This is a genomic window from Clostridium tetani, from assembly GCF_900167265.1.
In the GTDB taxonomy this organism is placed as follows: Bacteria; Bacillota; Clostridia; order Clostridiales; family Clostridiaceae; genus Clostridium_G; species Clostridium_G tetani.
The window spans coordinates 414,804-428,422 of the sequence record NZ_FUWT01000002.1 but is presented as its reverse complement, the minus strand read 5'-3'; the positions used below and the strand labels follow the sequence as shown (position 1 = coordinate 428,422).

The following is a 13,619-nucleotide window of genomic DNA, read 5'->3' as shown; positions in this document are numbered from 1 at the left end:
GAAAATTTCGACTTACTATCTACTTTCTTCCCTCCTATTGTCCCACTTAGCAATAATGGCTATAACGTAGTCATATCAATGGTTATATCCATTATTTTAATGGAGAATCGCCCCATTATTTTTCTAAAAACATATCTAATAACCCTGTTCCAAAAGTTGCAAATAATATTTCTAATGCAATACTTTCTATTCCAGTTTTTTTATTTATTTTTCCATTCTTTTTTACAGAATTTAAACATTCTTTTAAGATTCCATACATATTTGTTTTCGTTATTTTTATTTTTTTTATTTCCTCTATTGTTTCCTGCTTTGCCATCTTTATTTTTTCTTGTCTTTCTACATAATCTGCATCTAAATCTAATTTATATCCTTTTATTTTTACATTTAAATCCTTTATAAATTCTGCTTCTTCTTCAACAATTTCTTTATCTGCTTTATGCTTATTCTTTTTTAGCAATTGTATTACTTGTACTGTTCCAATTCTATTTGCATCTTTAATCTTGTCTAATTCTTCTTGCAACCAATCCATTTGCGTATCCATTTTTATAAATTCTGCTTCTTCCCATTCCTTTTGCATTTTATCATTTTTCTTTAACAATTTTACCAATTCTTTATCCTTTACATTTACATCTTTTATATCTATTCCTTTATCTTTTGCAAATTGTTCTGTAGTTTTTTTATCTAGTTCTTTTCTATGTGCTTTATTATTTTTTCTTCTTTTCTTTTGCACTTTGTTATCTCCACAAAATTTAAAGAAATAAGGTTTTAATCTTCTATTATCTTCTTCGGATACCTCCATTCCTTCTGTGCATTTTTCTAATTCTTTAGTTACATTTAAATCTTTAAATTGTTTTTTAGCTTTGTCGATCTCCACACAACTTATGCTACTACATTTACTTATTTTACTATATATATCTTCTCTTAATTCTTCTGTTAATTTGTTATTGTTTTCTAAATTATTAAGTAAAGAGTTCAATTCTTGCGATAAATTAATATCTTCTCCAATAAAGTTTTGTGCTATAACAATATCTATATTGCACATATTTTCTCCTGTCATTTTTGCATTATTTTTACCTGTATTTTCCACGAAATTTATTGGAATAGGTGTCTTGTCCCAATCTAGCCTTGCACAAGCCTCTACAACAGTTTTATTGTTTGTAATTAACATTGTATCAGAATCCATATCAGCACCTTGCAAAATCGTTAATATCGGATATTTTATGCTATTTATAACAACTATATTATTTGTACAGTTTATGTATTTTTCTATTAAATCATTTTTTGCATTAATTAAATTAGCTATATTTCCTCTGCATATGTGGGGATTCCTAAAGCCTACCACATTTTCTTTATTGGCAAATCTAGTACAATAAATTTGATTATCTACCAATGTTATTGCTTGTCCTTTAAAGTCTCCTACTGTTGTATATAGCATTTCTATGGGGTTGCTACATAATGTACAATAATCCCCTTCTATTCTTATTTTGCCGCGTCTTAATTCTCTTATTTTAGCAGATATAAAACTTCTTCTATACTCTTTAAAAACTTGTGTCTTTTGGAAATCTGCATTTTTCTTAACCATTTCCGTAAATGCACCTGTAACGTCTATGTTTTCCCCTATTTCTATATACTCTCCACCTTCTATAATGGTTTCTACATTTGGATCTATGTTTGCTTCTTCTAAAAAGAAATCTAAATCATCTTTTAATTTTTCTATGTAATTAACTTCTCTAGCAGTAATTTCTGTAACTTCTTTTCTTAAAAATGGAATTGTATTAAACATTTGGTAGCTTAATCTGTTATATTTACCATTTTCAAACCTGGAAGGCTTTTCTGTTTTACATATACCAAACGTACTACTTACATTATCTTTCCAATATTGTAACCATGCTCCTTCTCCAAAATCTTTATACCCTTCCATTTTTAATATTTCATTATTAAATTTCTTAATTTTAATTGAATTTGGAGTAGTAATAAATCTAATATCTTTAACTAACATTTTATTTCCATAAACATCTTCTATTGCATATGTATTATAATCTATATTATTTTTTGAACAATAATCTATGTAAAACTGTTGTATATTAGTATTAAAAGCACAACATTTAAAAAATCTATTTCTTAATAAAGCCATTCCTTTTCCTTTTAATTTATTACTGTTAAAAATTGTTACATCCAAAAGTCCTTGTCCATCCCAAATTGAATTATTTTCTTCCACCATTCCTACTTTAGTAACTAATTCTTTATTTATTAATTCTGTTTTGCTCATTTTCCAATTAAACTTGCTGTTAAAATCGTCTATAACAAGTATATTAGAAGGATCTATTTCTAGAGTGCCTATAATAGAAGATAAAGGTAAGCTCTCGTAGGCTCTAATGCTTGCTATATCTACCTTTCCATTAAACTCTAATCCCATTCTCGCCCAATCTAAACATTTATCTTTTATATTATCTATAATAAATAAACATTCTCCAGTTCTAGCTTTTCCTCCACTTCTTTTCCAATTGCTAAATTTTTTATTATTAAATTTAAAACCTTTTGTATAAGTCCAAAATCTTAATTCCTTAGTTGTTTTCTTTTCTTTTTTACTTTTAAATACATTATTAAATTTTACATTTACAATATCTAAAGTGTAATATTCTCCATCCTTTTCTTTAATTTCTATATTATTTATTAACTCTTTGTTTTCTACTAATTCAAATGAAAAATCCAACTTTCCTTTTAGTAATTTATCTAAATATTTTTCTTGTACTGTATAATTTCCTTCCTCTTTATTTTCTTTATACAACCAACAAGCTTCTATAGAAGGTACATATATTCCTTCCTCTAAATTTATTTTTACATTATTATTACTCATATCCCATTCCTCCCTTTTTTATAATACCTGACCGATTAGATTTTTACCAAATATTTTTTTACAAGGGCTTAATTTTTAGCTCTTGCAATACAAAAAACATTAAAATTGTTTGCTTTCTCCCATTTCTTATTTCTTCGCCCCGATTTCTTATTACTATTCTATTTTTTAAACCCTTATATACCAATAGTTACAGAGTTTGGATTGTATCGAATGTAACGGTATGGTTTGCCGATATGGTTTACCGAATAAGATTTTGCAAAGAATTATAAGCTTTCTATTACTTTTATATCTTCTCTAGATAATTCTCCAGTTTTTGTTTTTTTAACTAAATCTTTTATATCTCTTGCTTTTGCATCTATTAAATTTTTGTTTAATTCTTTATTATTTTTTATATAATCTTCTGCTGCTCTTCTATTTATTTTTGCATCTTTATGTATTTTACCAAGTATATTTTCATTTTTAGCTTTCTGATGTCTACGTTTTGCATTAGTATATATTTTATCGTCTACACATTTATTTAATTGCTGTTGTTCTTCTATTCTTGCATAATAATCTAATTCAAATATTTCAAAATCATCAATTGCTTCTGAAATATGTTCTCCATTAAATAATATTTTGTAAGATTTATAGTAAAATGCTATATTTAATTCTTTTAGTATTGTATTGTTTACTTTTTCTATAAAATTACTCCATACACCTTTTAATATTACTTCTGCTTTGTTCTTACATTGCATTTCTTTCAATACTTCTCTTTCTGTACGCAATATAAACCTTTTTTCTTTATCTGTAGCTTCTCTATGTTTTAATATAACTGTATTATCTGCATAGTATTCATAATTTAAAATTTCTTCTCCATAAACATCTGTTTTTGTTGTTTTTATTATTTCCCCTAAATTCTCCATCTCCGCAACTGATTGTGCTTCTGCAACTGTTATCTCTCTACTCCAAAATATTAAAGATTGTTTTTCCAATTCTTTTAATGCGACTTCTAAATTTCTTTCTAACATACTGCTTGTACTGTCATACCACTCTTCTACAGTTTCTTTATCAATTTTTATAAATTTACTTAATTTATGTATTCTTTGTTTACAGAACGCATAATTATCATTTATCATTTTTAATGCTCTTAATAGTTGGTTTTTGCTTAGGAATACTCTTCCGTAGCTTAAATCGTTAGTATCTTGTGCAAGTAAATCTAACACTAATTTTTGTATGTTTCCTATGTATTCTGCTTTGGCATTTCCATATGAGTTGGGATTTTTACCTGTATTACCAACTTTTCTACCATCAATCTTCTTTTTAGGTTTATCGTATATTTCTGTAATAATAAATTTATAGCCTTCTTTCTCCCACTCAAAATATCTTTCCCAATCTTTAAGTTGTAACCTTTTAGATTTTCCACTTTTGACTTTCTCCTCTAATGTTTCACATAATTCTTTGTAGTTTTTTAGCACCATTCCTGTTTTTAAGTTTTTAATATTCATTATTATAAAACCTCCATTTTATTATTTTTGTTGTTGGCACTTTTCCAATCCTCCCTATATAATAATATATAAAGGGAATATCGGAAAAGTGTCAACATTTTAATTTCTTATGTAAAATCTCTTCCGAATGATTTTCGTAAGACGGAAACCATGTTTCTGGGATACTAGGTTTTTAGCAACCGAAATTCCTTTGGTTACGTGGTTTCGCCGTGAAACCTGAAAGCCATTTCCTTTCAAAAGGAATAACTCTAATCGTCATTTTTGGGGAAAACCCCTTATTTACCCCCTCTCATATCACTCAAAATGATAAGAAAAAGGATGTCGTTAAGAACGACAACAATGTGAATTCCTTAAAGGAATTTCATAAATAAAGGATGTCCGTTTTTAGGACGCCCCCCTTTTGAAGGTGTCGCTCACACCCATTTGGGAGTTAGTATTGTTTTTGCAACGTAGGAGTTGAACTCCCACGTGCCATGAATCCAAAATTGATGTATTTGCAACCGTGGAAAATTCCACTCTTGTATTTTCGGATAGACGATTTTCGTTCATCCGAATATTTTTCGTATGAAAATCTTGCTTGTAACTATTGGTTATAGGCAAACTAGAGTTCTAATCATTCAAAATGAATGTTTAGAAATTATAAAATGGTATGTCCGCCATGAAATTTTTGCTTTAAGTATTGGTTAATTGGTTTTATTTATCTTACTTAAATAAATTACTTATTGATTCTTCTTTATTAATTATTTTAATATCTTTTAATAAAGCTACAATTTCATTTTCATTCCTTTCGGTTATGTAGGCAGATACATTAAAAACTTTAATCTTACCTGTATAAATAATACCTGCTTTACTAAATCTATTAGCAAATTTTCTAGCAACTTCCTTTTCTAAACTCCAGCTATAAACAGCACCATCTTCTAAGCGTTGTGATAGCGAACCTTCCCCACGATAAATTTTTAAATTTCCTTCTTCGTCAACTATAGAATTTAAATATTCTATATCAGTTTTTGTTTTTAATGTTTTAAGTTCATTAAGTACCTTATTTAAATCTACGTTTATAATTGTGTCTAAATATACATTTTTAAATAATTCATATCTTGAATTAATATCTATGAACTTAAAAATATCTATTAAAATTGGAAGTTGTATTTCTTTATAAATATTATTGTAAAACACATCTAAAATATCACCGTTTTGAATTTTATATTTAATTGTTTCATCTTCCTCGTTTTCAAAGAAATCTCCTGAAAAATTTTCAATGTGTTCTTCTATTATTCCTATTATTAGATTTATAATATGTTCTTTATCTAATTCTCTATCTTTGTCAATAAATTTATCAACAATGTTAATAATTGGCTTTTTATAATTAATAATACTTTCAACCATAGTGAAATCAGTTGTTTCGCCGACAGGTTCAATTTTGAGCTCGCCGAGATTCTTTCTGCTTGTTACTAACATAATAATTCCACCTTCCATTAATTTTATTTTTTTTTATTGACTTTTTTCCGCACCTTTGTTATACTCTAACTACATTAAATATTTATTTAATAGAGTTGTGTATATAAAAATGCAGAAGGGAAATAAATTCCAGCTTGTCCCCGATTTAAAACTATGTATTTGCATAGTTTATTTGCCTTTGGATAAATACATATATTCTTTAATTATACTACATTTTACAGTTATTTATCAAACTTCAAATTTGTGCATTTGAGGTCTTTTTGTGTTGTCTAAAGAATTTATCTAAGTTTAACTTTCCATTTCTTACAATTCCTAATAATTCAATGATATTAATTGCCAATAGTTTCTTTTTGGTTGTTCTTTGTGCATATTTAAAAATTTATTAATATTTATTTTTCCACTTTTAGCTTTTGTTATAAATTTATCTATTGCTAAATTACATATGTCTGTAACAAATAACCTATCTAATAGCCATTTAACCATCTCTTTATTGTTTAGGTTGTCTTGTACCTCTTGTGCTGTTATATCTTGTCCTAGCCCTTCTTCTAATACGATTTCTCTTATTATGTCTCTTTTCTTAACATCTGTTAATCCATCAAAATGAATAATCTGCTGCAGTTGTTCCCTTTCATTTTTGTTAAATTCTTTATAGTTATTTATTACATTTTCTAAGTTTCTCATTTTCCCATCCTCCATTTTTGTTTTTTTATATTATTTTTTTAAACTTCTTTAAGTTTTCTGTTGTTATTTCTATCTCAAATTCTTTAGCAAAAACTAGAAACTTTTGTAACACTTTTATACTCATCTTTATTTCACCTCCTTCCTATAATTTTAATTATACTACCCCTACAGTAGTATGTCAACCTTTAAAGTATAATTACTTTAAAAAACATTGATAATTCTACCTCTATATAATATAATAGTACCGTGGAGGTGATGTTATGAAGTTAAAAATAAAAGTATCTGACCTTTTGGGAAAATATAAAAAGAGTCAGAAATGGCTCTGTGATGTAACTGGTATTAGACCAGCAACGATTCAAAATTATTACTATGAAACAATTAAAAGAATTAATGTAGATGACTTAGAAAAAATATTCAACGCTTTCTATGAATTAGATAATAACCTACATATACAGGATATATTAGAAATAAAGAAGGACTAAGGGCAATATTACCCTTAGTCCTTCTTTTCTTTATCTTAATCTTTAAAACACACACTTAAATGCACTTTAAACGACCATAGACGTGTTTTTATCCTCTTTAGGTATAATTACTTATTTAATTATTTTAAAGCCGTTATATGGCTTATTTTGTTATGCGTGTAGAAAAAGTATTGGTGATTAAAAGGTCTGTGTTTGAATCTTATAACCTTACAGAAATCACTAAAGAACAATCGTTCCTATATATACTACAGACAAATTAATCACCTTTTTTGTTATAAGCAGACATTTTAATCACCATGTCAAAAACAGGACTTTTAACTTTCTATGTAGATATACTTGATATTGTACCACTTGATGGTGTTTTCAATGTGTTACGGTTAGTGTCCTGCTCTAGGACACTAGATTTTAAATCAATATAATCCATGTTTTTCTTAAAATACTGAATATTAGTCTCACCTTTTTTATTAAGTACAGACTTTTTAATCACCCACCTACATATAATCTTTAAAAACTATATGTATATGTATAATTTTATTAATTTATGTATATTAATAAGTTATATATATTTGGGTAGCATCCTTGTCATATCACTTTTTGCCAAGCTTGTCGTATCAATATCGCATCTTTGTCGTATCACTCTGTATAACTGGATATAAAAAGAAAATATTTATATTCTCTTACAGATATTCTTGTAGGTAGTAGGTTCAACCTACTACCTTATAACAATAAACACTAATAACAAAACACAAATATTAATTGATAATGATTTTCTTTTTAAATTTAAACATGACAAAAGCACTTACATTGATATTTTTTTAAAAATTGTATATAATATAAGTGTGTTATAAGATAGATAGATATTTAATTGTCTGCACTTGTAAGAGTTACTGGCTCTCACAGGTGCTTATTTCTTTTGACATAAGTCCTTAAAGGACTTTGCTAAACATGTCCTAATAGCCGTTTTGCTAAATCCGTATAATAACTAGCATCCCTTTGCCCTTCATAATTCCAACTATCTTTTTTCTTACTATCTTTATAATTATTTGCATAAGATTTACATTTATTTTTAATATTATTTGTAGTTTCCTTTGCATCTGCATATTGTTCTTTAAATTCTTCCAATTCTTTATCTACTAACAGAAAATATTTATTAGTAATCATTTTACCAATACGTTCTATCGCTATTATTCCGGCTTGTACAAGCTCTTGCAAGTATCTTTGTATACTTCTAACACTTCTATTCATTTCTTTGCTTAGAAGTGCTTGTGAAGGGTTACACAGCCCTGTATTGCTATTCTTATGTCCCATAAGGATTAATAATAATTTTGTTGCCTGTGGAGATAGATTAGCTTGCAGGATTTTTCTTAAAAATATATCTTTAATGTATGTTTTTGTATGTTCCCAAAATCTTTTTTTAGCCATTATCTTCTACCTCCCTTTGCAATATTTTCTAAGGGACTAAAAAGTTGGTAATTCTTTCTTATATCTTCTGTAGTTAAATCGGCGTATGCTTTTTCTGTAACAGTAACAGAACTATGTCCTAAAATTCTAGATAAATCGAAAATCGACCCTCCAGCTAATAAAAAACGTCTAGCATAGTTATTCCTTAAGGTATGTGGGCTTATCTTTTTATCTATTCTTGCTCTTTTTATGTATTTACTAAAATTCTTTTCAAAGTTACTAATTTGTAGTTGGGTTCCTCTTTTAACACAAAACAGCAAATCCGATTCTACATATCTATCTTTATACTGTATCCATCTTTTTAGTAGTCTGGACATGGTGTAACTATAAAATACATATCTATCCTTTCTGCCTTTATTTATTTCTGCTTGTATTAATATAGCTCTCCTATCTAAATCTACATTATCTATTGTTAAAGCCAAAGTTTCTCCTATACGCATACCTGTGTCTATTATTAGTTGTATAATTACATAATCTCTAAATTCGTGGTATTTTGTAGTATCCAAATATCTAACTAATCTCTTAAATTCTTCATCTGTTAATTGGTCTTTTGAAATTCTATTATTCTTAAACTGTTTAATTCTTTGCATATTATTTACATTTGTAATTCTTTCTTCTATGCACCAATTAAAAAATACTTTTAAGTTTCTTATATAATTATTAACTGTAGTAGTGCTAATCTTTTTACCATAATCTTCTCTATTTGAAGGTTGATTAATAAAAGTAGTATTTTTATCTGCTACAAAAGTATATTTACCTCTTTCCTTTGTATAAGTAATATAATCTTTACACATTTCTTCTGTTATGTCTTTTACATTATTAATGCTAAATGTATCTTCTAAATATCTAGCAAATAATCTTAAAGTAGATTCATAGCTCGCTATAGTTTTAGGTCTTAAATCTTTCTGCTGACAATAAAACATAAAATCGTCAATGGCATAATTAATATTGTTTTTTAGCATAAGAAAAACCTCCAATATTTTTATAAACATTAGAGGTTAAACACTTAAATATGTTTGTTGATTTGAAAATGTATTTGTTGCCCCCACAGTATATACATAAATCTCTCAAACCATTGGTACGCCTACTCTAACTTACTTTATTTTTAAGTCTTAATTTATCAGCTACCATAGCTATGAATTCTGAATTTGTGGGTTTACCTTTATCATTATGAATAGTATATCCAAATATTTTATTAATAGTCTCTACTTGACCCCTTGACCAAGCTACTTCGATAGCATGTCTTATTGCTCTTTCAACTCTACTAGCGGTGGTATTATATTTCTTAGCTATAGAAGGATATAATTCTTTAGTCACCGCTGATAAAAGTTCCATATCCTTTACCACCATAGTAATAGCTTCTCTTAAGTACATATATCCTTTTATATGCGCAGGAACTCCAATTTCATGTATTACATTAGTTATTTCTGTTTCTAAATCAAAAGACTCCTCTTTATTAGTGTTCTGTAATGTCATGCTTTGTGTTGCGGGAATATTGTTTATTCTAACAGATTCCCCTGATATAGTGTTGTTGAACATTTGTCTTATTCTTTTTACGAAAATCTCCATATCAAAAGGTTTTACCACATAATAATCCGCTCCTAAATTTATTGCTCTCTGAGTTATCTTATCTTGTCCTACAGCGGAAAGTATTATAACTCTCGGCATATAATCTGTAGCTATTGAATTTAATTTTTCTAAAACTCCCAATCCATCTAAATGTGGCATTATTATATCCAATACTACTAAATCTGGTTTCTTTTCTTCTATTAATTTTATTGCCTCTACTCCATCTTTTCCAATACCTACTACTTCGATGTCTTTTTGATTTGAGAGATAATCCTTTAATATGTTGCAAAATTCCTTATTATCATCTGCAATAACTATGCTAATTTTTGAATTTTCCATAAATATACTCCCCTTCACAAAATTATTCCATATCCTAACAACTAACTATTTCGACAAAACAAAGTTAAATCCTTTTTATTTAAGAAATTTTTTTACATTATTAGGATAAAAGGGATTTATAAATAGTAAAAAGGACTTTTTGTAAGTAAAGTCTCTTTTTACTATTTAATTATTTTATTCTATTAATTACTAATTATTTCAGCATCCTTTAACATCCACTCAATATATATACCATATCCAGTATCAGGCTTATTTATTAATACGTGAGTAACCGCACCTACTATTTTATTATTTTGTATAATAGGACTTCCACTCATTCCTTGAACTATTCCACCTGTTTTATCTAATAATTCTTTATCCGTAACTTTTATAAGCATACTTTTAGGACCCACTTCTCCCTGTGGCAGAAGTTTTTCTATATTAATGCTATATTTTTTAGGTCTTTCTCCTTGTATTGTGGTTAAAATATGGGCAGGACCTTCTTTTATTTCATCTCTTAGAGCAACTTTCATTTTTTTATTATAATCATAAATTGTATTATTATTTATATTACCAAATATACCGCATTCAGTATTACTTTTTATATTACCTATAGAGCTTTTATTCTCTAAAAATATACCTTTTAATTCTCCAGGATTTCCTTTTACACCTTTTTTAATGGATATTATAGATGAAGGTACAATTTCTCCAGTATCTACATTTAATGTAACACCTGTATCTATGTCAGTAATAGGATGACCTAAAGCTGCAAAGTTTTTTGTTTTATCATCATAGAAAGTTAAAGTTCCCACTCCAGTAGTTGAATCTCTTACCCAAAGACCTATTTTGTAATCTCCATCTTTATTTTGTTTAGCTTTCATTTCTTTTTCTACTATTTTACCTTTTCTTTCTATTTTAATTTTTAATGTTTCTCCATTGCTTTTACTTATTATAGATGAAATTTTTTCTCCATTTTCTATCTTTTCATTGTTAATTTCTAATATACTGTCTCCTAATTCTATGCCTGCTAAAGTTGCAGGACATGTAATTTTCCCTTTTTCCCCTTCCAAATCACTTAGTCCTATAACTAATACTCCTTCAGTATTTAATTTAACTCCTATAGGCTGTCCTCCAGGGTACACAGATAATTCTGATGGTACCTTATTCACAGAAATGGATTTTATCTTTAATAGTCCAAATAAATTTACATTTAAATTTTTATCTTTAGAATCATTATTATTACTTATATAAGTAGTATTTACTAATTTTGAAACTTTATTATTACTAAAGACATCTCCTTCTCGTATAAAAACCGTAGAAGGCATAGAAAAACGTATAGAAAGGGCGATTAAGCTTATTAACAGGATGGATAATAAAAAAGAATATCCAATTTTAACTTTATTTCTCTTCATACTTTTTAACCTCCTGTTTTATTTATTTAATTTTAAGTTGCCCTTATACTATCTTATTATGCTATAAAATGTTTTCATAACACGTCAAGAATTACTTGTATAAACTAAATTTATGCCATATGTCGTACACTATTTGTAAATTAAAAATCTATAATACCATATAGAGGCATTATAGATTTTTTATACTATTATTTTTTTAAATTTTTAAGCTTTCCTTCTTTTTATTTGCTATAAATATCATTTCTTCAGCATGCTTTAAAGTTAAATCTGTTACCTCTGATCCTCCAATCATTTTTGCTAATTCTTCATTCTTACCACTACTATCTAATTTTTCTATAATTGTATATGTTTTATTTTCTTTAACTTTTTTACTTACTAAATAATGAGTATCTGAAAAACAAGATATTTGTGGAAGATGCGTTACACAGAATACTTGATGTTTTTGAGATATAGAATACATTTTTTCTGCTACACTCTGAGCTACCCTTCCACTTATTCCTGTATCTATTTCATCAAATATTACAGATGGTATTTTATCCTTATCAACAAATACAGTTTTAAGTGCTAGCATTATCCTAGATAGTTCTCCTCCAGACACAATTTTTTCTAGCGGTTTTAATGGTTCACCTGGGTTTGTAGATATTAAAAATTGCACTCCATCCATGCCTTGTTCCTTAAATTCTTCTCTTAACTCTACTGATACTCTAAAAGTGCTTTTTTCTAAACCTATATAATCTAGCTCTTTTTTTACTTTTTGTTCTAAATCTATTGCTCCTTCTTCTCTAATTGCATGAAGTTCTAAAGCTATTTTTTTTATATCTTTTATTAAAATTGTTCTTTTTTTATTTAACTCTTCAATTATTTTTTCACTATGTACAAGTTCCTCATATTGTTTTTCTAATTTATCTTTGTATTCTAATATTTCAAAGATAGTTGGTGCATACTTCTTCTTCAATGCTCCTATTTGATAAAGTCTACTATTTATAATATTAAGTTCTTCTTCATCATAATATATATTATCCTTTAAATTTCTTATCTCATTTATATTCTCCTCTAAAACATAATATATATTCTCTAGGGATTTATTTACCTTTTCTATATGATTCATATCCTTCTCTATGGAAGCTAATTCTCTTATAACTAAATCTAAAGTGTCTATTACAGAATTACCATTTTCTTCTCCATTTTTTAACACTTCATAACTATAGTTTAATACTTTAGTAAACTTCTCAGAATTAGATAATAATTTAAATTTCTCTTCTAATTCCTTTTCTTCCTCTTCTTTTAAATTTGCACCATTTATTTCCTCTATTTGAAATTTTAAAAAATCCACTATTTTTTCCCTATCACTATTTTGACCAGAAAGTTCCTTTATTTTTTTTTCTATGTCTTTAATCTTTTCATAAATTAAATTATATTCTTTTAAAGACTTTTTTATTTTTTTTTCTTGAAAATAATCTAGATAATTTATGTGATTTGAAGAGTCTAATAGATTTTGATTCTCATGTTGCCCATGTATATCTAATAAAGTTTCTGTTATTTTTTTTAATTGAGAAATTAATATACTTCTTCCATTTACTTTTGTTATACTCTTACCAGATTGAAAACTCTCCCTACTTACTATTATCCAATCTTCATACTCTATATTTTGATCTATAAGTTCTTCTTTGGACATTTCGTTTTCCAAGGTAAAGATAGCTTCTACAAAGGTTTTATTTTCCCCTGTCCTTATTAGTTCCTTGTTAAATTTTCCACCTAAAACATAGTTAATTGCATCTATTATAATAGATTTTCCAGCTCCAGTTTCACCTGAAAGCACATTAAATCCTCTTTCAAAGGAAATACTAAGCTCTTCTATTAATGCAAAATTTTTTATATTTAGTTGTAGAAGCACCGC

Annotated in this window: 10 protein-coding genes; 1 reads left to right on the top strand and 9 read right to left on the bottom strand. The window is 27.2% G+C overall.

Annotated features, from left to right (window positions below):
- Positions 1 to 115: 115 nt before the first annotated feature.
- From B5D21_RS02105 to B5D21_RS02090, 4 genes are all read right to left on the bottom strand, one after another.
- On the bottom strand, positions 116 to 2,857 hold the full coding sequence (locus B5D21_RS02105; RefSeq protein WP_011099770.1) for a hypothetical protein: 2,742 nt from the start codon (positions 2,855 to 2,857) through the stop codon (positions 116 to 118).
- Positions 2,858 to 3,120: 263 nt separating this feature from the next.
- Entirely contained in the window at positions 3,121 to 4,341 is a 1,221-nt protein-coding gene (locus B5D21_RS02100; RefSeq protein ID WP_035125127.1) for a hypothetical protein, read from the bottom strand.
- A gap of 702 nt (positions 4,342 to 5,043) precedes the next feature.
- Positions 5,044 to 5,799: a hypothetical protein gene (locus B5D21_RS02095; RefSeq protein ID WP_035125125.1), complete on the bottom strand. Its 756-nt coding sequence runs from the start codon at positions 5,797 to 5,799 to the stop codon at positions 5,044 to 5,046.
- Positions 5,800 to 6,111: 312 nt separating this feature from the next.
- Positions 6,112 to 6,480, bottom strand: a complete 369-nt coding sequence (locus B5D21_RS02090) for a hypothetical protein (RefSeq protein ID WP_035125122.1) — start codon at positions 6,478 to 6,480, stop codon at positions 6,112 to 6,114.
- Between the two features lie 260 nt (positions 6,481 to 6,740).
- Here B5D21_RS02090 and B5D21_RS02085 point away from each other — a divergent pair, with 260 nt between their 5' ends.
- On the top strand, positions 6,741 to 6,962 hold the full coding sequence (locus tag B5D21_RS02085; protein WP_023439201.1) for a helix-turn-helix domain-containing protein: 222 nt from the start codon (positions 6,741 to 6,743) through the stop codon (positions 6,960 to 6,962).
- Between the two features lie 939 nt (positions 6,963 to 7,901).
- Here the strand turns inward: B5D21_RS02085 and B5D21_RS02080 are convergent.
- The 5 genes from B5D21_RS02080 to recN form a co-directional block, all read right to left on the bottom strand.
- Entirely contained in the window at positions 7,902 to 8,384 is a 483-nt protein-coding gene (locus B5D21_RS02080) for a helix-turn-helix domain-containing protein (protein ID WP_011099774.1), read from the bottom strand.
- On the bottom strand, positions 8,384 to 9,385 hold the full coding sequence (locus B5D21_RS02075) for a tyrosine-type recombinase/integrase (protein ID WP_035125119.1): 1,002 nt from the start codon (positions 9,383 to 9,385) through the stop codon (positions 8,384 to 8,386). Before B5D21_RS02075 ends, B5D21_RS02080 begins: the two co-directional genes overlap by 1 nt.
- A 127-nt stretch (positions 9,386 to 9,512) precedes the next feature.
- Positions 9,513 to 10,331, bottom strand: a complete 819-nt coding sequence (gene spo0A, locus B5D21_RS02070) for a sporulation transcription factor Spo0A (protein WP_035109624.1) — start codon at positions 10,329 to 10,331, stop codon at positions 9,513 to 9,515.
- Positions 10,332 to 10,513: 182 nt separating this feature from the next.
- Entirely contained in the window at positions 10,514 to 11,722 is a 1,209-nt protein-coding gene (spoIVB, locus tag B5D21_RS02065) for a SpoIVB peptidase (protein ID WP_011099777.1), read from the bottom strand.
- Between the two features lie 196 nt (positions 11,723 to 11,918).
- Positions 11,919 to 13,616: a DNA repair protein RecN gene (recN, locus tag B5D21_RS02060; RefSeq protein ID WP_011099778.1), complete on the bottom strand. Its 1,698-nt coding sequence runs from the start codon at positions 13,614 to 13,616 to the stop codon at positions 11,919 to 11,921.
- Positions 13,617 to 13,619 lie beyond the last annotated feature (3 nt).

What these genes read in the sequence shown, in the direction of transcription:
- B5D21_RS02105 (WP_011099770.1), bottom strand. Translation starts at nt 2,857, where the DNA reads ATGAGTAATAATAATGTAAAAATAAATTTAGAGGAAGGAATATATGTA.
- B5D21_RS02100 (WP_035125127.1), bottom strand. Translation starts at nt 4,341, where the DNA reads ATGAATATTAAAAACTTAAAAACAGGAATGGTGCTAAAAAACTACAAA.
- B5D21_RS02095 (WP_035125125.1), bottom strand. Translation starts at nt 5,799, where the DNA reads ATGTTAGTAACAAGCAGAAAGAATCTCGGCGAGCTCAAAATTGAACCT.
- B5D21_RS02090 (WP_035125122.1), bottom strand. Translation starts at nt 6,480, where the DNA reads ATGAGAAACTTAGAAAATGTAATAAATAACTATAAAGAATTTAACAAA.
- B5D21_RS02085 (WP_023439201.1), top strand. Translation starts at nt 6,741, where the DNA reads ATGAAGTTAAAAATAAAAGTATCTGACCTTTTGGGAAAATATAAAAAG.
- B5D21_RS02080 (WP_011099774.1), bottom strand. Translation starts at nt 8,384, where the DNA reads ATGGCTAAAAAAAGATTTTGGGAACATACAAAAACATACATTAAAGAT.
- B5D21_RS02075 (WP_035125119.1), bottom strand. Translation starts at nt 9,385, where the DNA reads ATGCTAAAAAACAATATTAATTATGCCATTGACGATTTTATGTTTTAT.
- spo0A (WP_035109624.1), bottom strand. Translation starts at nt 10,331, where the DNA reads ATGGAAAATTCAAAAATTAGCATAGTTATTGCAGATGATAATAAGGAA.
- spoIVB (WP_011099777.1), bottom strand. Translation starts at nt 11,722, where the DNA reads ATGAAGAGAAATAAAGTTAAAATTGGATATTCTTTTTTATTATCCATC.